Origin of the sequence: Streptomyces canus (assembly GCF_001514145.1) — a bacterium.
Taxonomy (GTDB): domain Bacteria; phylum Actinomycetota; class Actinomycetes; order Streptomycetales; family Streptomycetaceae; genus Streptomyces; species Streptomyces canus.
This window is the reverse complement of record NZ_KQ948660.1, coordinates 44,740-65,202: the sequence shown is the minus strand read 5'-3', so window position 1 is coordinate 65,202 and position 20,463 is coordinate 44,740. Positions and strand designations below refer to the sequence as shown.

21 protein-coding genes are annotated in these 20,463 nt (G+C 70.9%); 10 read left to right on the top strand and 11 right to left on the bottom strand.

Going from position 1 to position 20,463, the window contains the following annotated elements; translation table 11 throughout:
- Nucleotides 1–2 precede the first annotated feature (2 nt).
- Nucleotides 3–1,322 (top strand): hypothetical protein, encoded by a 1,320-nt coding sequence (locus AQJ46_RS17055; protein ID WP_404828447.1) that lies wholly within the window; start codon nt 3–5, stop codon nt 1,320–1,322.
- Between the two features lie 98 nt (nt 1,323–1,420).
- Here the strand turns inward: AQJ46_RS17055 and AQJ46_RS17050 are convergent, their stop codons facing one another.
- On the bottom strand, nt 1,421–2,965 hold the full coding sequence (locus tag AQJ46_RS17050; protein WP_059206409.1) for a peptide MFS transporter: 1,545 nt from the start codon (nt 2,963–2,965) through the stop codon (nt 1,421–1,423).
- A 296-nt stretch (nt 2,966–3,261) separates the two neighbouring features.
- On the opposite strand from AQJ46_RS17050, the gene AQJ46_RS17045 reads away from it, so the two are divergent.
- Nucleotides 3,262–3,939, top strand: coding sequence for a response regulator transcription factor (locus tag AQJ46_RS17045; RefSeq protein ID WP_057611579.1), 678 nt, complete (start codon nt 3,262–3,264; stop codon nt 3,937–3,939).
- Between the two features lie 29 nt (nt 3,940–3,968).
- A complete protein-coding gene (locus AQJ46_RS17040) occupies nt 3,969–5,243 on the top strand; it encodes an ATP-binding protein (RefSeq protein ID WP_059206408.1) in 1,275 nt (424 codons plus the stop codon).
- A gap of 163 nt (nt 5,244–5,406) precedes the next feature.
- Here the strand turns inward: AQJ46_RS17040 and AQJ46_RS17035 are convergent, their stop codons facing one another.
- Nucleotides 5,407–5,925, bottom strand: a complete 519-nt coding sequence (locus AQJ46_RS17035; protein ID WP_059206407.1) for a GtrA family protein — start codon at nt 5,923–5,925, stop codon at nt 5,407–5,409.
- A gap of 165 nt (nt 5,926–6,090) precedes the next feature.
- On the opposite strand from AQJ46_RS17035, the gene AQJ46_RS17030 reads away from it, so the two are divergent.
- Genes AQJ46_RS17030 through AQJ46_RS17020 form a run of 3 tightly spaced genes read left to right on the top strand, consistent with a single transcriptional unit; the run spans nt 6,091 to nt 8,932 of the window.
- The gene (locus tag AQJ46_RS17030) at nt 6,091–7,230 is read left to right on the top strand and encodes a 5-(carboxyamino)imidazole ribonucleotide synthase (RefSeq protein WP_059206406.1); all 1,140 of its coding nucleotides are present in this window, start codon (nt 6,091–6,093) and stop codon (nt 7,228–7,230) included.
- A complete protein-coding gene (purE, locus tag AQJ46_RS17025; protein WP_208612891.1) occupies nt 7,227–7,748 on the top strand; it encodes a 5-(carboxyamino)imidazole ribonucleotide mutase in 522 nt (173 codons plus the stop codon). The genes AQJ46_RS17030 and purE overlap by 4 nt, the downstream gene beginning before the upstream one ends.
- A complete protein-coding gene (locus AQJ46_RS17020) occupies nt 7,745–8,932 on the top strand; it encodes a dipeptidase (RefSeq protein WP_059206404.1) in 1,188 nt (395 codons plus the stop codon). The genes purE and AQJ46_RS17020 overlap by 4 nt, the downstream gene beginning before the upstream one ends.
- On the opposite strand, the gene AQJ46_RS17015 is transcribed toward AQJ46_RS17020, so the two are convergent.
- Nucleotides 8,881–10,020 (bottom strand): alkene reductase, encoded by a 1,140-nt coding sequence (locus tag AQJ46_RS17015; RefSeq protein WP_059206403.1) that lies wholly within the window; start codon nt 10,018–10,020, stop codon nt 8,881–8,883. The genes AQJ46_RS17020 and AQJ46_RS17015 overlap by 52 nt on opposite strands.
- Nucleotides 10,021–10,077: 57 nt before the next feature.
- On the opposite strand from AQJ46_RS17015, the gene AQJ46_RS17010 reads away from it, so the two are divergent.
- Together AQJ46_RS17010 and AQJ46_RS17005 are read left to right on the top strand one after the other, a co-directional pair.
- Complete coding sequence (locus AQJ46_RS17010; protein ID WP_059206402.1) at nt 10,078–10,437, top strand: MerR family transcriptional regulator; 360 nt, start codon at nt 10,078–10,080, stop codon at nt 10,435–10,437.
- 103 nt (nt 10,438–10,540) lie between these two features.
- Entirely contained in the window at nt 10,541–11,653 is a 1,113-nt protein-coding gene (locus AQJ46_RS17005) for a dipeptidase (protein ID WP_059206401.1), read from the top strand.
- A gap of 51 nt (nt 11,654–11,704) precedes the next feature.
- On the opposite strand, the gene AQJ46_RS17000 is transcribed toward AQJ46_RS17005, so the two are convergent.
- Nucleotides 11,705–12,088, bottom strand: coding sequence for a VOC family protein (locus tag AQJ46_RS17000; RefSeq protein WP_057611570.1), 384 nt, complete (start codon nt 12,086–12,088; stop codon nt 11,705–11,707).
- 28 nt (nt 12,089–12,116) lie between these two features.
- The gene (locus AQJ46_RS16995) at nt 12,117–12,476 is read right to left on the bottom strand and encodes a VOC family protein (protein ID WP_059206400.1); all 360 of its coding nucleotides are present in this window, start codon (nt 12,474–12,476) and stop codon (nt 12,117–12,119) included.
- Between the two features lie 117 nt (nt 12,477–12,593).
- Between AQJ46_RS16995 and AQJ46_RS16990 the strand changes: the two genes are divergently transcribed.
- A complete protein-coding gene (locus tag AQJ46_RS16990; RefSeq protein WP_059206399.1) occupies nt 12,594–13,103 on the top strand; it encodes a CGNR zinc finger domain-containing protein in 510 nt (169 codons plus the stop codon).
- Between the two features lie 36 nt (nt 13,104–13,139).
- Here AQJ46_RS16990 and AQJ46_RS16985 read toward each other — a convergent pair whose 3' ends face one another.
- The 6 genes from AQJ46_RS16985 to AQJ46_RS16960 all read right to left on the bottom strand — a co-directional run bounded on the left by AQJ46_RS16985 (nt 13,140) and on the right by AQJ46_RS16960 (nt 19,076).
- Nucleotides 13,140–13,838: a cupredoxin domain-containing protein gene (locus tag AQJ46_RS16985; RefSeq protein WP_059206398.1), complete on the bottom strand. Its 699-nt coding sequence runs from the start codon at nt 13,836–13,838 to the stop codon at nt 13,140–13,142.
- Nucleotides 13,835–14,293, bottom strand: a complete 459-nt coding sequence (locus AQJ46_RS16980) for a hypothetical protein (protein ID WP_057611566.1) — start codon at nt 14,291–14,293, stop codon at nt 13,835–13,837. The genes AQJ46_RS16985 and AQJ46_RS16980 overlap by 4 nt, the downstream gene beginning before the upstream one ends.
- A 119-nt stretch (nt 14,294–14,412) precedes the next feature.
- On the bottom strand, nt 14,413–15,435 hold the full coding sequence (locus AQJ46_RS16975) for a cupredoxin domain-containing protein (RefSeq protein WP_059206397.1): 1,023 nt from the start codon (nt 15,433–15,435) through the stop codon (nt 14,413–14,415).
- A 42-nt stretch (nt 15,436–15,477) separates the two neighbouring features.
- A complete protein-coding gene (locus AQJ46_RS16970; protein ID WP_079072313.1) occupies nt 15,478–16,797 on the bottom strand; it encodes a copper resistance CopC/CopD family protein in 1,320 nt (439 codons plus the stop codon).
- On the bottom strand, nt 16,794–17,447 hold the full coding sequence (locus tag AQJ46_RS16965) for a hypothetical protein (RefSeq protein WP_059206396.1): 654 nt from the start codon (nt 17,445–17,447) through the stop codon (nt 16,794–16,796). The genes AQJ46_RS16970 and AQJ46_RS16965 overlap by 4 nt, the downstream gene beginning before the upstream one ends.
- 285 nt (nt 17,448–17,732) lie before the next feature.
- Nucleotides 17,733–19,076, bottom strand: a complete 1,344-nt coding sequence (locus AQJ46_RS16960; protein WP_059206395.1) for a UDP-glucose dehydrogenase family protein — start codon at nt 19,074–19,076, stop codon at nt 17,733–17,735.
- Between the two features lie 179 nt (nt 19,077–19,255).
- Between AQJ46_RS16960 and AQJ46_RS16955 the strand changes: the two genes are divergently transcribed.
- A complete protein-coding gene (locus AQJ46_RS16955; RefSeq protein ID WP_059206394.1) occupies nt 19,256–20,428 on the top strand; it encodes an acyl-CoA dehydrogenase family protein in 1,173 nt (390 codons plus the stop codon).
- Nucleotides 20,429–20,463: the final 35 nt, after the last annotated feature.

Here is a 20,463-nt window from a genome sequence, read left to right as displayed (position 1 = left end):
GCATGCGAAGGAGAGTCACCCCGGCCGACGGGCCGAGAAGAGCGGGCGCGGCGGGTGCGGCGCTGGTGCTGGCCGGGGCGGGCGTGGTGCTCGGCCTGGCCGCCGGGCCCGCCCAGGCGGCCGAGGTGTCGTTCGCGACCCGGTGCGTGCCGCCCGCGGGTGTCGGACTCGACCCCGTCGACGGCACCACCAAGGTCGAGATCACCGCGCCGGCCACCGCGAAGGTCGGCGACGAGATCGACGTGGTGTGGAAGTTCACGCAGGCCGCGTCGAAGAACCCGAACATCATCGATCTGCCCGCCAACTCCGTCCAGCCGACCGGCACGCTGAAGGCCGCGGGCGCGCAGACCGCCGACATCGCGATGACCGGGCCGCGTGAGAACCCGGCGATCCCCAAGGGCGGCGACATGGTGCTGTCCGACATGAAGGGCACGCTGAAGCTGACGGCGGCCGGGGAACTCACCCTGACGCCGGGCCCGTACACGGTGAACGCGATGGGGACGAACACGGTGTGCACGCCGACGGAGACGGTGCCGAAGGGGGCGACGGTCACCGTGGCGGCGGGCGACGGGACGTCGACACCCACGCCGACCGGGACGGAGTCCCAGTCCCCGGACCCGACCGACAGCGCCACGCCGACCGGCAGCGCGAGCCCGACGGACACCGCGAGCCCGACCTCCACCGCGTCGGACGACGGCCAGACCGACTTCACCGGCAAGGCGGTCGACATCCCCTACACCTGCCAGTCACCGCTCGGCGAGAAGAAGGCGACCTCCACGATCCAGATCAACGCCAAGAAGAACGGCGGCAGTTACGGCCTCACCGTGCAGTTCAAGAACTCCCCGATGGACAGCCCCGCCGACATCCCCGCGGACTCGGTCAAGCCCTCCATGGACGTGGTTCTGGGCGGCGACGACAAGGGCTCGGTCCATGTCGAGGGCCCCACCAACTCCGAGGCCATCAAGTCGGGCGACCCGATAGAGATCCCGGACATGACGGGCACGTACAAGCCGGGTGCGACGGGTGAGTCGACGCTGTCGCCGGGTGTCCTGACGATCGAGGCACTGGGCACGACCACGACCTGCAAGCCGGACAAGACGCAGGTCTCCCTGACCCTGACCACGAAGGAGCAGGAGGGCGGGGCGTCGGGCGGTTCGTCGTCCTCCGGCGGTTCCTCGTCCGGTACGTCGACGAGCGGCGGCCTGGCGGCCACGGGCGCGGACGACCACGCGGCGCTGAAGGCACTGGGCCTGGTGGCGGGAACGGCGGTGCTGCTGGGCGGGGCGGTCTTCACGTTCATGCCTGGAAGGCGGACCAGGTAACCCGCTTCAGGGGCGCGGGGAACCGCGCACAGCGGTGAAACCGACGGGGCCGTCAGAACCCACCCGGATTCCAACGGCCCCGTCGCTTCAGACCGGCCCTAACGAACGTCCCCCATAAGCGACTTCACCTTCCGCCGGTACATCCACACGGCGAACCCGGCGAGAACCGCGAGCGCCGCCTCCCCGAACACCGCGGGCGTCCCGCTGAGGTCGACCCCGGCGATCGCCGGGTTGGACAGCAGGCCGGTGATCGAGTCGCCCGCGGTGACCGCGAGGAACCAGACACCCATCATCTGCGAGGCGTACTTCGCGGGAGCCATCTTCGTCGTCACCGACAGGCCGACCGGCGAGAGGCACAGCTCACCCACGGTCTGGATGAAGTAGATGCCCACGAGCCACATCGGGCTGACCGCGGTGCCGTTCGCCGCCATGGCGATCGGGACCAGGAAGAAGAAGAACGAGACACCGACCAGGACCAGGCCCATCGCGAACTTCACGATGGTGCCGGGCTCCTTGCCCTTGCGGTTCAGCCACACCCACAGCCAGGCGAAGACCGGGGCCAGCGCCATGATGAACAGCGGGTTCAGCGACTGGTACCAGGAGGTCGGGAAGTCGAAGCCGAGCAGTGAGCCGGCCGTCTTCTGGTCGTTCGAGCCGAACGCCTGGACCGTGGACGCGCCCTGGTCGTAGATCATCCAGAACACGGCGGCCGCGACGAAGAACCAGATGTAGCCGGACATCTTCGACTGCTCGGCGGTCGTCAGTTCCTTGTCCCGCTTGATGCGCAGCAGCACACCCGCCGGGACGACCAGACCGATGACGGTGAGCGGGATCATCGCCCAGTTCAGCGTGAAGTGGCCGGTGAAGCCGACGACGCCGTAGAAGACGGTCGCGGCGATCACCCAGAACAGGCCCTTGCGCAGCCAGGCCGCGCGCTCCTCGGCCGCCAGGGGCTTGGGCACGAGGTTGCTCTGCGGGCTCAGGTTGCGGGTGCCGAGCAGGAACGCGGCCAGACCGATCGCCATGCCGACCGCGGCCATGCCGAAGCCGAGGTGCCAGCTGACCTCCTGGCCGACGGTGCCGATGGCCAGCGGGGCGAAGAAGGCGCCCGCGTTGATGCCCATGTAGAAGATCGTGAAGCCGCCGTCGCGGCGCGGGTCGTCCGGGCCGTCGTACAGGTGGCCCACCATCGTGGAGATGTTGGCCTTGAGCAGACCGGAACCGGCCGCGACGAGCGCGAGACCGGCGAAGAACGGGGCCTGGCCGCCGGGCAGCGCCAGCACCAGGTGGCCGCACATGATCGTGACGGCCGCGATGGCCACGGTCTTGCGCGGGCCCCAGACGCGGTCGCCGAGCCAGCCGCCGGGCATGGCGAGCAGATAGACCATCGCCGAGTAGACGGAGACGATCACGGTGGTGGTCGCCAGGTCCATCGCGAGGCCGCCGCCCATGCTGCCCTTGCCGGCGTCGGGGCCGCCGGAGAGCAGGTAGACGGTGAGCAGGGCCTTCATGCCGTAGTAGGAGAACCTCTCCCACATCTCGGTCATGAAGAGTGTGGCCAGTCCGCGGGGGTGGCCGAAGAAGGTTTTGTCGGAACCGGGGGTGCCCGGAGTCACCGAGTCCTTCGTCAGGCTGGACGCCATGGTCGTTCCTTGCTGGTGGGGATTACCGCACACAAAAGAGACCTTCAGCGACAGATATGCGCCAAAGGCCCCCACGATGCGACAGGCATTGATTCACCATACGGCAGGATACGGTCGGAAATGAAAGGACTTGAGACGTGAATCACAGGTGGTCGAGGAACCGTACACCCTGTTTCTAAGGTCCTCACGGGATTGGCACCCCACACTCACAGGTTCACACCACATCCATAAAAGGTAAGAACCACTGGGTTGCGATCACACCACAGCATCTTTCAAGAGCGGTCTACCATCAGCTCATGACCCGTGTACTGCTCGCCGAGGACGATGCGTCCATTTCGGAGCCGCTGGCCCGCGCCCTGCGCCGGGAAGGGTACGAGGTCGAGGTGCGTGAGGACGGCCCCACCGCACTCGACGCCGGAATGCAGGGCGGCATCGACCTGGTCGTCCTCGACCTGGGTCTGCCCGGCATGGACGGCCTCGAGGTGGCCCGCCGACTGCGCGCCGAAGGCCACGCCGTACCGATCCTCATCCTGACCGCACGTGCCGACGAGGTGGACACCGTCGTCGGTCTCGACGCGGGCGCCGACGACTACGTGACCAAGCCCTTCCGGCTCGCCGAGCTGCTCGCCCGGGTCCGGGCCCTGCTGCGACGCGGGGCGTCCGAGCCGGCCCAGCCGCCGGCCACCCACGGGGTGCGCATCGACGTCGAGTCGCACCGGGCGTGGATGGGCGACGAGGAACTCCAGCTCACCGCGAAGGAGTTCGACCTGCTGCGGGTGCTGGTGCGGGACGCGGGCCGGGTGGTGACCCGGGACCAGCTGATGCGTGAGGTCTGGGACACCACGTGGTGGTCGTCGACCAAGACGCTCGACATGCACATCTCGTGGCTCCGCAAGAAGCTCGGCGACGACGCGGCCAACCCTCGGTACATCGCGACGGTACGAGGAGTGGGCTTCCGCTTCGAGAAGAGCTGAATCCCCGGGTATCGGCTAGGTAAGAGGACATGCGCCGTCGACTGATCCAGTCCACGCTCGCCGTAGTGCTCGTGGTGATCGCCGTCTTCGGCGTCTCCCTCGTCATCGTCGAGACCCGCACCATCAGCAACAGCGCCCAGGAGCGGGTCGACTCCGAGGCGATCCGGCTGTCCGGGATCGTGGACAGCCGGCTGTTCGCCGCGGAGGACGTGACCGCGGAGATCCTGCGCGACCAAGTCGCGCAGGAACGGTACGCCGTGATCCGGATCCCCGGAAAGCCGCCGATCGAGGTCGGTTCCAGGCCGGTCGGCCAGGTCATCAGCTCCACGGAGAAGGGCGAGGAGGGCGAGACGGTCACCGTGCAGGAGCCGCGCTCCTCGGTGACCCGGGAGGTCGGCCGGACGCTGCTGATCATCGGCCTCGTGGCGCTGCTCGCGGTGATCGCCGCGGTGCTGCTCGCGATCCGCCAGGCCAACAAGCTGGCCTCACCGCTGACCGACCTCGCCGAGACCGCGGAACGGCTCGGCTCGGGCGACCCACGGCCCCGGCACAAGCGGTACGGCGTCCCCGAGCTGGACCGGGTCGCCGATGTGCTGGACTCCTCCGCCGAGCGCATCGCGCGCATGCTGACGGCGGAGCGGCGCCTGGCCGCCGACGCCTCCCACCAGCTCCGTACGCCGCTGACCGCGCTCTCGATGCGCCTCGAGGAGATCACCCTCACCGACGACCCGGACACGGTGAAGGAGGAGGCGAACGTCGCGCTGACCCAGGTGGAGCGGCTGACGGACGTGGTCGAGCGGCTGCTGACCAACTCCCGCGACCCCCGGGCCGGCAACGCCGTCACGTTCGACCTCGACGAGGTCATCCAGCAGCAGCTCGCGGAGTGGCGGCCCGCGTACCGCAGTGCGGGCCGGGCGATCGTCAGCTCGGGCAAACGGCACCTCACCGCCGTCGGCACGCCCGGCGCCGTGGCCCAGGTCCTGGCCGCGCTGATCGAGAACTCCCTCATGCACGGCGGCGGGACGGTGGCGCTGCGCACCCGCGTCACCGGCAACCAGGCCGTCATCGAGGTCACCGACGAGGGCCCCGGCGTCCCCGCCGACCTCGGCGCGCGGATCTTCGAGCGCACCATCAGCGGCCGCAACTCCACGGGCATCGGCCTCGCGGTCGCCCGGGACCTGGCGGAGGCCGACGGCGGCCGCCTGGAAATGCTCCAGGCCCAGCCCCCGGTCTTCGGCCTGTTCCTCTCCCGCACCCCGCTGAAGTCGGCGGTGCTGGACGACGACGAGCCGATGGTGCGGTGAGCTGCGCGGGCTGAGCCGGGGGCGGTGGGTCAGGGGTCTGTGTCAGAGCACCCGGAGCTCGGGACGGAGGCCGACCGGGTCGGAGGATCCGCTGCTCGGGGCGGAGGCCGGCGGAGGTCGACGGCGAGCCGTTGGTGCGGGGAGCTGCGCGGGCTGGGCCGGGTCAGAGGACTCGCTGCCTGGGCGGGGACGGCTTCCTGACCGCCGTCTGGTCCGCCTCCTCCAGGAAGGACTCCGCGCTCGCCACCGCCTCGCGGGCGGGGAGGGTCTTGAAGACCCAGCTGCGGTAGGACCAGAAGCGGAAGAGGGTGGCGATGCCGATGCCGACGAACTTGAAGATGTTGCTCTGCAGGGAGCTGTCCCAGCCGAAGCCGTAGGTCGCGGCGTACAGGATGCCGTTCTCGATGACCAGGCCGACCACGCTGAACAGCAGGAACAGCGTCAGTTCCTTCGTACGGCCGCTCTTGTCGCGGTCGCGGTACGTGAAGTACCGGAACCCTATGTAGTTGAAGACGATCGCCACCACCGTGGCGATGACGCTCGCACGGACCACCGGAAGCTCGGTGAGATGCCGTACGAGGTTGAACACGACGAGGTTGACGAGCAGACCGGCGCCGCCGACCGCACCGAATTTGGCGACCTCGCGAACGATCCTTCGCAGCCCTGAGGAACCATGTCCCATGGTCGTACAGGCCCCCAGTCGATTGGTTTCGTCAACTCAGCCATGCTAACCACCCCTCTGGCCCATTGCCTGTGGACGAACTCACAGACAGGGAAACAAGCTGGTAAGAGGACCGGTAAGAGGCGCTGAATCCGGCCGCCGTGGCGTGACCGATACCCTGGGGTCGTGACGTTCCCCGTAGTCGGCATGGTCGGCGGAGGCCAGCTCGCTCGTATGACACACGAGGCAGGCATCCCGCTCGGCATCAGGTTCAAGCTCCTCAGTGACACCCCTCAGGATTCCGCGGCGCAGGTGGTGAGCGACGTCGTCATCGGCGACTATCGCGACCTGGACACGCTGCGCGACTTCGCGCGCGGGTGCGACGTGATCACCTTCGATCACGAACACGTACCCACCGAGCACCTCAGAGCCCTGGAGGCGGACGGCATCCCCGTGCGCCCCGGCCCCGACGCGCTCGTGCACGCCCAGGACAAGGGCGTGATGCGCGCGCGGCTCGACGCGATCGGCGTCCCGTGCCCACGGCACCGCATCGTCAGCGATCCCCAGGACGTGGCGGCCTTCGCGGCGGAGGGCGACGGCTTCCCCGTCGTCCTCAAGACCGTCCGCGGCGGCTACGACGGCAAGGGCGTGTGGGTCGTCGACTCCGTCGAGGAGGCCGCGGACCCCTTCCGGGCCGGCGTCCCCGTCCTCGCCGAGGAGAAGGTCGACTACGTCCGCGAGCTCGCCGCCAACGTCGTACGGTCGCCGCACGGCCAGGCCGTCGCCTACCCGGTCGTCGAGTCCCAGCAGGTGAACGGCGTCTGCGACACCGTGATCGCCCCCGCGCCCGACCTCGACGAGACCCTGGCCCTCAAGGCCGAGCAGATGGCCCTGTCCATCGCCAAGGAACTGGACGTCGTCGGCCACCTCGCCGTCGAGCTCTTCCAGACCCGCGACGGCCGCATCCTCGTCAACGAGCTCGCGATGCGCCCGCACAACTCGGGCCACTGGACGCAGGACGGCGCGATCACCTCCCAGTTCGCCAACCACGTCCGGGCCGTCCTCGACCTCCCGCTCGGCGACCCGCGCCCCCGCGCCAGGTGGACCGTGATGGTCAACGTCCTCGGCGGCGACTTCCCCGACATGTACTCCGCGTACCTGCACTGCATGGCCCGCGACCCCAAGCTGAAGATCCACATGTACGGCAAGGACGTGAAGCCCGGCCGCAAGGTCGGCCACGTCAACACCTACGGCGACGACCTGGACGACGTTCTCGAACGCGCACGTCACGCTGCCGGCTACCTGAGAGGCACGATCACCGAATGAGCCCCGTTGTTGGCATCGTCATGGGGTCGGACTCCGACTGGCCCGTCATGGAGGCCGCCGCCCAGGCGCTCGACGAGTTCGAGATCGCGTACGAGGTGGACGTCGTCTCCGCGCACCGCATGCCGCGCGAGATGATCGCGTACGGCGAGCAGGCGGCCGAGCGGGGTCTGAAGGTGATCATCGCGGGGGCCGGCGGAGCCGCCCACCTGCCGGGCATGCTCGCCTCCGTCACCCCCCTCCCGGTCATCGGCGTCCCGGTCCCGCTGAAGTACCTCGACGGCATGGACTCGCTGCTCTCCATCGTGCAGATGCCGGCCGGCGTCCCGGTCGCGACCGTCTCCGTCGGCGGCGCCCGCAACGCCGGTCTGCTCGCGGCCCGGATCCTCGCCGCCCACGACGAGGAACTCCTCGGCCGGATGCGGGAGTTCCAGCAGGAGCTCAACGACCAGGCCACCGAGAAGGGCAAGCGCCTGCGGTCCAAGGTCGAGGGTTCCAGCGGTTTCGGTTTCGGCAAGTGACGGCCGTGGGACCGCTGGAGACGGCCCGGGAACTCCTGCGCGAGTTCCCGGTCGTCGACGGCCACAACGACCTGCCGTGGGCGCTGCGTGAACAGGTCCGCTACGACCTCGACGCGCGGGACATCGCCACGGACCAGTCGGCTCACCTGCACACCGACCTGGCGCGGCTCAGGGCGGGCGGGGTCGGGGCGCAATACTGGTCGGTGTACGTCCGCTCGGACCTGCCCGACGCGGTGCCGGCGACGCTGGAACAGATCGACTGCGTACGGCAGTTGCTGGCGCGGTACCCGCAGACGCTGGCGCCCGCGCTGACGGCCGCCGACATGGAGGCGGCGCGCTCCCAGGGCCGTATCGCCTCCCTCATGGGCGCCGAGGGCGGCCACTCCATCGCCAACTCCCTCGCCACGCTCCGCGCGTTGTACGCGCTCGGAGTGCGCTACATGACCCTCACCCACAACGACAACGTGGACTGGGCGGACTCGGCGACGGACGAACCCGGCGTCGGAGGGCTGTCGGCCTTCGGCCGGGAGGTCGTCCGGGAGATGAACCGCGAGGGCATGCTGGTGGACCTCTCGCACGTGGCGGCGACGACCATGCGGGACGCGCTGGACACGAGCGAGGCACCGGTGATCTTCTCGCACTCCTCCTCGCGGGCGGTGTGCGACCACCCGCGCAACGTCCCGGACGACGTGCTGGAACGTCTGCCGTCCAACGGGGGCATGGCGATGGTGACCTTCGTCCCGAAGTTCGTCCTCCAGGCCGCCGTCGACTGGACGGCCGCGGCCGACGAGAACATGCGCGAGCACGGCTTCCATCACCTCGCGACCACCCCGGAGGCGATGAAGGTGCACCGCGCCTTCGAGGAGCGCACCCCGCGCCCGGTCGCCACGGTCTCGACGGTGGCCGACCACCTGGACCACATGCGCGAGGTCGCCGGCGTGGACCACCTCGGCATCGGCGGCGACTACGACGGCACGGCCTTCACCCCCGACGGCCTCAGCGACGTCTCCGGCTACCCCAACCTCATCGCCGAACTCCTGGACCGCGGCTGGTCGAAGCCCGACCTCGCCAAGCTGACCTGGCAGAACGCGGTACGGGTGCTGGGCGCGGCGGAGGACGTGGCCCGGGGCCTTCAGGCGACCCGTGCGCCGTCCAACGCGACCATCGAGTCGCTGGACGGCTGACCGCCCTCGGTCTCCAGGGCGGGGTAGTCGGTGTAGCCGTCCGCCCCGCCCACGTACATCAGGTACCGGTCCCGGACCGGATTGAGGGGCGCGCCCCGCCGCAGCCGGTCCACCAGATCCGGGTTGGCGAGGAACGGCCGGCCGAGGGCGACCAGGTCGGCCCCGGCGGCCAGCATGTCGTGGGCCGCCCGGGTGACGGCCTGGGTGGTGAGGCCGGACAGCACCGGGTTGCCGATCAGGACGCCGGGCCAGTCGGCGCGGATCCCGCGGTACCACCATGTGCCGGGGTCGGCGTGCACGAGGTGCAGGTAGGCCAGGTCCAGGCCCTTCAGCCGGGCCAGCAGAGCCGGGTAGAGGTCCTCGGTGTCGTCCTCCTCGACACCGTTGACCGTGCTCCCGGGAGAGATGCGTACGCCCACCCGGTCCGCGCCGATCGCGTCGGCCACCGCCTCGGTGACCTCCGTCGTGAACCGCACCCGCCGCTCCACCGGCCCGCCGTAGCCGTCCGTCCTGCGATTGGTGTTCCCGGCGAGGAACTGGTGCAGCAGATGCCCGTTGGCCGAGTGCACCTCGACGCCCTCGAAGCCCGCTTCGACGGCCCGGCGGGCGGCGGCGGCGAAGTCGGCGACGGTGGACCGGATGTCGGCCGCGGTCATCTCCCGGGGCACGACGGCCGCCCGGTGTCCGCCCGGAGTGAAGATCGTCTCCGGAAGCGGCACGGCGGAGGGCGCGACGGGCGTCAGGCCCGTGGTCGCCGGGTGGGAGACCCGGCCGCCGTGCTGGAGCTGGAGGAACATCCGCCCGCCGCGCGCCCGCACGGCCTCGGTCACCCGCCGCCAGCCGGCCGTGTGCCGGTCGGTGTGGAGCGCGGTGATGTTCGGATACGTCTGCCCGACCGCGTTCGGTGTGGCGGCCTCGCCGATGATCAGGCCGGCGGAGGCGCGCTGGGCGTAGTAGGTGACCATGAGGTCGGTCGGGGTGCCGTCGGCCTCCGCGCGGTTGCGGGTGAGCGGAGCCATCACCAGGCGATGGGGAAGTTCGAGCCGGCCGAGCCGGGACGGTGCCAGGAAGTCCGGTGTCTTCGTCATGACCGCACGCTAGAACCTGACACTGATGTCAGATTCAAGCCCTGGGGGTGGCTGTCCGTGCGGATCGGTGAACTGGCGGGGCGGACGAACGTGAGCGAGCGGTCGCTGCGCTACTACGAGACCCAGGGGCTGCTGGCGGCCGACCGTACGCCCGGCGGACACCGCGACTACCCGGAGGCGGCCGTGGACCGGGTCGTGCGCATCCAGGAGCTGTACGCCGCCGGGCTGCACAGCGACAGGATCCGGCAGCTGCTGCCGTGCATGCGCGACCAGGACGGCGGGCCGTCCGCGACCGCCACCCCGCGCCTGGTCGCCGACCTCACCGAGGAACGCGCCCGTATCGACCGGATGATCGCCGATCTGAAGCGGTCCCGGGACACCCTCGACGACGTCATCGAGGCGGCACGCGACACCTGACGCCGCCGTACCCCCGAACGCCCCGCCCACCAGGAAGCCCCCCGCGCTCCGTGCGACGGTGGCCGTACGGCGATGAGGAAGATCACGACGTACGGAGCCCGTCATGGCAGACCTCCAGGACGAACTGCCCCCCACGGCCGAGGTGGGTGAGCTGCCCCGGCTCTTCGAGGCCGTGCCGGAGCTGTACACGCCCGTCTCCGACCCGGACAGCGAGCCTTCGGACCGTGCTCGCGCGATCCTGGCCGCGCACCCCGTCGCCGACGGCTACAGCGGACTGCCGTGGGCCCTGAGACACCTGCCCTGGTTCGACCTGGAGGTCGGCGAGAGCGCCGTGGACACGGATGTGCCCCGGCTCCGGGAGGGCCACGTCGGCGCCCTGATGTGGTCGCTGCACCTGCCCGAGGGGCTCGACGGGGACCGTGCCGTCGGCGCCACCCTGGAACAGCTGGACCTGGTGAAGACGGTCGTACGGAATCATCCGGAGGGCCTGCGTCTGGCCTGCACCGCCGGACAGACCACCGACGCCCGCAACTGCGGCCGCGTCGCCGTCCTGCTCGGCCCCGCCGGAGCCGCCGCCCTCGGCGACTCGCTCGGCATCCTGCGCTCCCTGCACACCCTCGGCCTGCGCGTCCTCACCCTGTCCGGGGTGTCCTGGGCTAGCGAGGCGGGGCTCACCCGGTTCGGCGAGGAGGTGCTGCGCGAGATGAACCGGCTCGGAGTCCTCGCCGATCTCTCCGGCGCCTCCGAGGCCACCGTCCGGCGGACCCTGGCGGTGGCCAAGGCGCCCGTGCTCTTCACCCGTTCGGCCGCCCGCGCCCTGCGCCCCCACCCGGCCAACCTTCCCGACGACCTGCTCGCCGAGCTGGGCGCCGCCCGGGGCCTGTGCATGGTGCCGCTGACCGCCGAGCAGACCGGCCCGACGGTCCGGGACGTTGCCGACCACCTCGACCATCTGCGGGCGGTCGCGGGCGCCGAGAGCGTGGGCCTGTCCGGCACCTACGACGCCGGCATCGCCCACCCCCAGGAACTGGACGACGCCGCCTGCTACCCCCATCTCATCGCCGAGTTGCTGCGCCGTGGCTGGGAGGAGGCCGACCTCGCGCTGCTGACCTGGGGGAACGTCCAGCGGGTACTGCGCGAGTCCGACTTCACCGCGCGCGCGGCGCAGCTACGGCGCGAGCCGTCGACGGCGAAGATCGCCGAGCTCGACGGATAGCGGGCGGCGCCACACCGGGCCGCTCCGGCGGAGGCGGCCTCGCCGACGGCGCTACACCGGGTCGATGCGGCAGAGGCAGAAGGGGTGTCCCGCAGGGTCGGCGTACACCCGGAAGTCCTCCTTGTCCTCCGCGTGCAGCGGCCGTCCACCCAGCTCCAGCACCCGGGCCTCGGCCGCGTCGATCTCCTCCCAGGTGGTCCCACCGTCGAAGTCGAGGTGGAACTGCTGGGAGTTGCGGTCCGCCCGCGGCCACTCCGGCGGGGTGAGCCCCGGTGCGCTCTGGAAGGCCAGCCGGGGGCCGCCGGGGACGCGCAGGACCACCCACTCGGGGTCGTCGTCCTCCGGGGTGCCGCCCACGATCCCGGCGTAGAACCGGGCGAGCGCGCGGGGGTCGGGGCAGTCGATCACGACGGAACGGAAGCGTGCGACAGTCACTGGGGATCCTCCTGGTTCGACCGGCGGTTCAGCAGGCGCAGAGACAGAACGGGTGCCCCGCCGGGTCCGCGTACACGCGGAAGGTGCGGGAGCGGTCCTCGGCGTCCAACGGCTTCGCCCCGAGCGCCAGCACCTCCTTCTCGGCCGCGTCCAGGTCCTCGACGGTCAGGTCCAGATGGAACTGCTGCGAGGCGTCGGGGGCGGGCCACTTCGGCGGTACGAAACCGGGGGCGGCCTGGAAGGCCAGCGACGCTCCGCCGGGGGTCCTGAGGTCCACCCAGTCCCCCTCGCCCTCGACGCTGCCGCCGAGGACGCCGGCGTAGAAACCGGCGAGCGCGCGGGGGTCCGGACAGTCCATTACGACGACTCCGAGTTCGGCGATGGCCATGGCTTCCTCCTTGAAGCGGTGTTACCCGTAGAGTTGGGTAACCAGTAACCGTTACTGCATGCTCCCGTATTGGGGGTAACCTCGCAAGGGGATTCATTAGCTAGGTAGCGTGCAGCCATGAGTGAACGATCGCCCGCGCCCGGGGGGCTGGACCTGGTCCAGGCCCTGGTCAACACGGTGGATCTGGAGTCGGGTGCCGATGCGCTGGACACGGCGGAGGGCCGGGCGCGCTTCGGGATCGCCGAGGGCCAGGTCGCGGAGGCGTGTGAGCTGCGGGAGTCGTTGCGGGTCACCCTGCTGGCCCACGCGGGGCATCCGCCCCATCGCGCGGTGACACCGCTGGGGGAATTGCTGGCGGCGGCGCCCCTGGTCCTGACGGTGACCGCGTCGGACGGCTCGGCCGCCCTCGCCCCCGCCGACCCCCGCCCGCTCCTCTCCCGTGTCGCCGCCGCCGTCGCGGACTCCCTGATCGACGGCACCTGGATGCGGCTGAAGGCCTGCGAGGCGGCGGACTGCCACTGGGCGTACTACGACCGCAGCCCGGCGGGCCGGGGGCGCTGGTGCTCCATGCAGGTGTGCGGCGCGCGGGCGAAGATGCGGAGGTATCGGGGGAAGGCGGCGTCCTAGGGGTGCGGGTGCGGCCACGACGGTGCCGCACCCGACCTACACGCCCTCGTCTCCTCCCCGCGGAGCCGAAGCCGCGGCCCGCGACCCCACCAGAAGCAGGCACAGCACCGCGACCCCCGCGACCAGACCGGCCAGGACCAGCAACGGATCCAGCGGCCGGGCCGTGGACGCGGCCGCCTGGGTCGCGGCCGGCTGCGCCGCCTGCGAGACCTGCGGCGACGGCGCCGTCTGCGGTACGGCGGCCTGGGACGCCGTGGGTGAGGGAGACGAGCCGGCACGGGTCGCCGCGGGGCTGCGGCCGGTCGTCATGCCCGGCATCGTCGAGTGCTGCTGCTGACTCGTCGAAGGCTGCGTGTGCTCGTGCCGCGTCGGTGCCGCCGGGGTCGGCGCCGGAGCCGCCGCCCGGACCGTGATGCCCGCCGTCATGTCCGGGTGGACCGTGCAGACGTAGCCGTAGGCACCGGCCGTGGTGAACGTGAAGCTCCAGCTCTCGCCCTTGTTCAGCATGGGGGAGTGGATCGCGAGCGGGCCGGAGGTGGTCTTCACGTCGTGCGGTGCCGTGTCGTAGTTGGTCCACGTCACCGTGGACCCGGCGGGCACACTCAAAGACGCCGGCGAGAACGCGTACCCCTTCATCGCCACCTGGAATGTCGCCGCCGACGCCTCGTGACCGTACGGCAGCATCCCCACGACGAGCAGCGTGAGCACCGCCGCGGCCCGCAGTACCCCCCTCATGCGAACTCCGCCGCGACGAGCAGCCTGAGGCGCGTGGCCGGAAGCCGCCACGGCAGCCGGAACCCGGTGGCCCGGCGCAGCAGCCGGTACGGCAGCTTGGCCGCGCCCACCACGAGCAGCCGGTCCTCGGCCCGCTCGACCACCCGTAGCCGCAGCAGGACGGGAAAGGCGACGCCGTTCAGGTCGAGGTCGCCGGTGAGCTGGAGCCGGTCGCCGGGCACGGTGTCGACCCGCTCGGAGGTGAGGACGGCCCGCAGTTCACGGTGGTCGAACGAGAAGCGAAAGGCGGGCTGTGCGGCGTCCGGGGACATCTCCATGGACGCCTCGGCGAGCGGTACCCGCCGTCGCCGCAGCGGCAACGGTCCGTACCAGGCCGTGAGTTCGGCGAGCGAGCGGCCGGGGGCCACGGTGTAGCGCTGGGGCGGAGGAACGGTGGGCAGGGTGACGGTTGTCATCCCGAACTCCTTGGAAAGCGGTTCCCGAAATGTGGCGGGGGTGTGGAGAATGGGTCGTGGACGCCGCTCCGGCCGGCTGAGCCCCGGCCGGAGCGGCGTCCACCCTTGCGCGGGACGCGTCAGCAGCTGGCGGTGAGGAAGTCCGTGGTGGGCTGGAGCATGTGCCCGGCCCAGACGGTGTGCATCTTCACGTAGCCGTCGACGTCGAGCAGGTCGGTGACCTGCTGTCCGAGCGATTCCTCCAGGTGTGCCGAGTAGATGTGCTGGAGCAGCACGGTGAGGGTGTCGTCGGCCACCGAACCACCGTCACTGACGGCCGGCTTGAGGATGGACTCGATCCACACCGTGTGCATCTTGAGGTACGAGTCGAGCGCCAGCGCGTCCTGTACCTGCTGACCCGGCGACTCCGACAGGTGCGCCGCGTAGAGGTGCTGGAGGATCGGCAGCAGCTCGTTGTTGATGCTGGCGCACTGCTCCCCGGAGCCGGAGCCGCCACCGGAGGTCGGCGTGGCCGTCGGGGCCGCGGTGGGCGTACCGGCGGGCGGCGTCGAGGTGGGGGTGGCCGTCGGAGTGGCCGTGGGCGTGCCGGTCGGCGTCGCGGTCGGGGTGGGCGCAGGCGTCGTACCGCCACCGCCGCCACCGGACGCGGCGACGACCTTCACGGACGACACCATGTCCGGGTGCACCGCGCAGTAGTACTCGTACGTCCCCACCTTGGTGAAGGTGTACGACCACGACTGGCCCTGCTTCAGCGTCCCCGAGTCGAAGGCCACCGGGGCCTTGGTCGTGGTCACCGTGTGCGGTGCGCTGTCGTGGTTGGTCCACTGGACGGTCTGGCCGGCCTCGACGACGAGCTGCTTACCGTCGCCGAACTTGTAGCTCATGATGTCGACCTGGTAGTCCGCCTTGGCGGCCGCGGCGGGCTGGACCTCGGCAGCGGCGGCAGCGGGCGCCTGAGCCGCGCCCGCAGTCTGCTGCGAGGAACTGGTGGAACCCGAGGCCGCGTTCAGCAGTCCGAGGCTGAGCACGGCCGCGAGTGCCGCACCGAGCCCCACGAACAGCAGGGACCGGCCCCCGGACCTACCGGCCTTGGCCGTCGGCGGCTCGAGCCGCCGTTCGCCGGTCTCATCGCTTCTATTCACTTCAACTCCTATTGTTTCCCAGGGAGTTGTTTCCCATGGAGTTCAGCGGCCAGGATCGGCCGTGACCAGCAGACTCGTCACGGCGAGGACGACGAGGACCAGCCCCGTCTCGACCGCGACCGAGTAACCGAAGGGCCGCACGGTGGCGGCGTCGCCGCGCAGCAGCACGGCGAGATCGAGACGGGTGCGCACCCACTGACGGCTCGCGTACGCGGCCACCAGGACGCCCCCGAGGACGGCTGTCTTGACGAGCAGCAGATGCCCGTACGAGGTGTGCAGCAGCGCGCCGTACGACCCCACCACCTGCCAGGCGAGCACCAGCCCGGCGCCGACGATGCCCGTGACGCTCACGGCCGCGAGCTTCGAGTAGCCCGGCACGACCCGCGCCAGCTCCCCGGCTTGGCGGCGCGGCAGTACGGCCAGCGCGAGCATGGCGAGCCCGCCGATCCACAGCGCGGCCCCGAGCAGGTGCACGAAGTCGGCGACGGCACCCCAAGTGGGCTCGCTGCCCTCGGAGTTGTGGCCCGTCATCCCGGTCGTGCGCAGCAGCCCGAAGGTCACGGCGAGGGCGCCCACCCGCCAGCCCGGCGAGCGGGAGGTGGCAGCGCCGCCCTGGAGCAGGGCGCTGAGCACCACGGCCGCGAGCACCCACATCAGTCCCCGTGCGGCGAGCACGATGCCGGGTTCGGTGGCCAGGATGTCCGCGTAGGTCGCCGGGCGCAGCGCGTCCCGCAGCCCGCCGAAGGAGGTGTAGGCCCCCTGGAGCCCGATGGCCGCCACGGTCGCCGGCAGCCCGCCCGTCCAGGCCAGCCCCAGCAGCGCCCGGGCCCGCGGTTCGTGGGTGCCGCCAGGCCACAGCAGCGCGACGAACGCGAGCCCGCCGACGAACAGGGCCAGCGCGAGGTATCCGGCCCAGCGGACGGCGACGAGGCCCTTGCGCACCGAGGGGGACGGTGCGGGAGCGGCAGCCGGGGCCTCGTCGCCGTCGGTCTTGGTGGCGGCAGTGCCGGCGGTGAAGGCGATCCGGCCGGAGGAGGCGTGCCCGTCCTCCTCGTCCACGACGGACCAGACGACGGCGAACCTCCCGTCCGCCGGGCTGTTGAGAGCGACTCGCACGACACTCTTCTTCGCGGTACGCGACACCGGCAGCCGGTCGCCGTCCACCGTCAGCACCCGTACGTCGGCCAGGTCGACGGCCTCGTCGAAGGTGAGGGTGAGCCGGTCTGGGGCCTTCGCCAGGTCGGCCCCGTCCTTGGGGGAGGAGCTCACCAACCCGGTGTGGGCAAAGGCGGGCTGGACCGCGCCGAACAGGGCGCAGAGCAGGGCGGCGAGGAGGAGCAGGGTCCGGCGCAGGGTCCTCACGGGGTCGCCTCCGGCTGCGGGGAGGCGGAGGCGGGGGCGGAGGCGGGGGTGAGGATGCCACCGAGGAGGCCGGCAGCGGGGGCGAGTCCGACGCAGGGGGAGGCGGTCGGCGAGGGCGAGGGGGTCGCCGCCGGGCCGTCCAGGAGGCCGAGGACGGAGTCGGTGACCCCGACGAGCAGCGGCTGTACGAGCTTGACCTCGCCGTCCGTGCAGCTGTCCGTGCCCGAGGGGGAGGGCGTGGGGGTGGTGGGCGCGGGCGTGGGGGAACCGGTGCCCGGGACCGGCGTGGTCCCGTGGCCGGCGTGTCCGCCGCCCTGGCCGCCACCGGAGCCGATGGGGACGGGACCGGTCACCACGCCCCCGCCGCCGGTGCCGTATCCGCCGCCGTATCCGAGGCCCCCGCCGGCTCCGCCGTACGACGGCAACTCCCCGGAGCCCACCGGGGCTTGACCGGCCCCCGGGGAGGTCGTCGCCGGTGCCGCGGCCGCGGGCGGGGTGACCGGGGGAGCGGCCTCGGCCGCGCCGGAGGCGGGGGCGCCGATGCCCGACGCGTAGCCCAGCACGATCACCACGGTGCCGACGAGTGCCCCGGCGACCAGTTCGTCGCGGTGGTCACGCGGGACACCCGTCGCCCTGCGGAACAAGGGCATGACTCACTCCTGACATGCTCAGGTCAATCCGACCGAAGAACGCGGCCGATGACGAACAGTGGAGTGGAGCGCGGATTCCGCATCACTACGCACCGGTTAACCGATGGTTGCCTACCTCTCCATAACGGGGGTGTGGTCTGTGAGAACGGTCGATTCCGCACTGTGCTCGAATGCAAATCGAACTCGTGTTGAGGATTCCGGGGAGGGCGGGCATATGCCAGGTCGGCGCACGACAGAGCCCCGGCGCTGGAACGCGCCGGGGCCCTGTACGAGCTGTCTCCGGGGTCAGGCGGTCGGCCGCCCCATCGCCCGGTAGGTCCACCCGGCCTTCCGCCACAGCACCGGGTCCAGCGCGTTGCGGCCGTCCAGGACGACCTTTGCAGCCGCCACCTCGCCGAGGGCCGCAGGGTCCAGTTCGCGGAACTCCCGCCACTCGGTCAGGTGGAGTACGACGTCGGCGCCCCGGACCGCGTCCACGGCGGTGTCGGCGTAGCCGAGGGTCGGGAAGAGGCGGCGGGCGTTGTCCATGCCCTTCGGGTCGTAGACCGTGACCTGGCCGCCCTGGAGGTGGATCTGCCCGGCGACGTTCAGCGCGGGCGAGTCCCGGACATCGTCCGAGTCGGGCTTGAAGGTGGCGCCGAGCACCGCGACCCGCTTGCCCAGGAACGGGCCGCCGCCCAGTATCTGCCGGGCCAGTTCCACCATCTGGCCCCGCTGGCGCATGTTGATCGAGTCGATCTCGCGCAGGAAGGTCAGCGCCTGGTCGGCGCCGAGCTCACCCGCACGGGCCATGAAGGCCCGGATGTCCTTCGGCAGACAGCCGCCGCCGAAGCCGATCCCGGCCCGCAGGAACTTCTTCCCGATCCGGTCGTCGTAGCCGATGGCCTCCGCCAGCTTCGCCACATCGCCGTCCGCGGCCTCGCACACCTCCGCCATCGCGTTGATGAACGAGATCTTGGTCGCCAGGAAGGAGTTCGCGGACGTCTTCACCAGCTCGGCGGTCGGGAAGTCGGTCACCACGAACGGCGTGCCCTCGCCGAGCGGGGTCGCGTACACCTCGCGCAGCAGCTTCTCCGCGCGCTCGCTGCGCACACCGACGACGATCCGGTCCGGGTGCAGCGTGTCGTCCACCGCGAAGCCCTCACGCAGGAACTCGGGGTTCCAGGCCAGCTCGGCGTCCGCGCCGACGGGGGAGTGGTCGGCCAGGTAGCGGGCCAGCCGGTCGGCGGAGCCGACGGGCACCGTCGACTTGCCGACGACGAGGGCCGGGCGGGTCAGGTGCGGGGCCAGGGAGGCGATCGCGGAGTCGACGTACGACATGTCGCAGGCGTACTCGCCGTGCTTCTGCGGGGTCGTCACGCAGACGAAGTGGACGTCACCGAAGGCGGCGACCTCGGCCCAGTCCATGGTGAAGCGGAGGCGCCCGGTGGAACCCTCGATCCCGGCGACATGCTTGCGCAGCAGTTCGTCGAGGCCGGGCTCGTACATCGGGGCCTCGCCCCGCTCCAGCTTCTCGATCTTCTCGGGCACCACATCGAGCCCCAGCACCTCGAAACCGAGCTCGGCCATGGCCGCGGCGTGGGTGGCGCCGAGGTAGCCGGTGCCGATCACGGTGATCTTGAGGGCCATGGAGACTCCAGAAAAGGGGGACGGGCCAGTGCGCGCCCGAGCATAGTCGGAGGGTCTGACGGGCATTTTTCCCGCTGTCGCCAAGCTCACGTATCACTCCCGTGGGCCGGGCCCTAAAATTTGAGTTACTTAACGGTAATTAGCACAGGCATTGCAGCGTCCTTGGAGCGTGAGAGACCTTGGCCGGATCGGCTGACTTCGACCTGTACCGCCCGTCCGAGGAGCACGACATGCTCCGGGACGCCATCCGCTCGCTGGCGGAGGCGAAGATCGCGCCCTACGCCGCCGCCGTCGACGAAGAGGCCCGCTTCCCGCGCGAGGCGCTGAACGCGCTGGTCGCGGGCGACCTGCACGCCGTGCACGTCCCCGAGGAGTACGGCGGCGCGGGCGCCGACGCGCTGGCCACGGTGATCGTGATCGAGGAGGTCGCGCGCGCCTGCGTGTCCTCCTCCCTCATCCCCGCCGTGAACAAGCTGGGCTCGCTCCCGGTGATCCTCTCCGGCTCCGAGGACCTGAAGAAGAAGTACCTCGGCCCGCTCGCCAAGGGCGACGCGATGTTCTCGTACGCCCTCTCCGAGCCGGACGCCGGCTCCGACGCGGCCGGCATGAAGACCAAGGCCGTCCGCGACGGCGACCACTGGATCCTCAACGGCGTGAAGCGCTGGATCACCAACGCGGGCGAGTCCGAGTACTACACGGTCATGGCGGTCACGGACCCGACCAAGCGCTCCAAGGGCATCTCGGCGTTCGTCGTCGAGAAGTCCGACGAGGGGGTCTCCTTCGGCGCTCCGGAGAAGAAGCTCGGCATCAAGGGCTCCCCGACCCGCGAGGTCTACCTCGACAACGTCCGCATCCCCGCCGACCGCATGATCGGCGACGAGGGCACCGGCTTCGCCACCGCGATGAAGACCCTGGACCACACCCGCATCACCATCGCCGCCCAGGCCCTCGGCGTCGCTCAGGGCGCCCTCGACTACGCCAAGGGCTACGTCCAGGAGCGCAAGCAGTTCGGCAAGGCCATCGCCGACTTCCAGGGCATCCAGTTCATGCTCGCCGACATGGCCATGAAGATCGAGGCCGCCCGCGCCCTGACGTACCAGGCGGCGGCGAAGTCGGAACGCGTCGCCGCCGGAGGTCGAGAAGCGGACCTCACCTTCCAGGGCGCCGCCGCCAAGTGCTTCGCCTCGGACGTGGCGATGGAGGTCACCACGGACGCGGTCCAGCTGCTGGGCGGGTACGGCTACACCCGGGACTACCCGGTGGAGCGCATGATGCGCGACGCGAAGATCACGCAGATATATGAAGGCACGAATCAGGTGCAGCGCATCGTCATGGCGCGCAACCTGCCGTAGCCGGTCCGACCGGCGACGACCGAGCCCCCGGATGC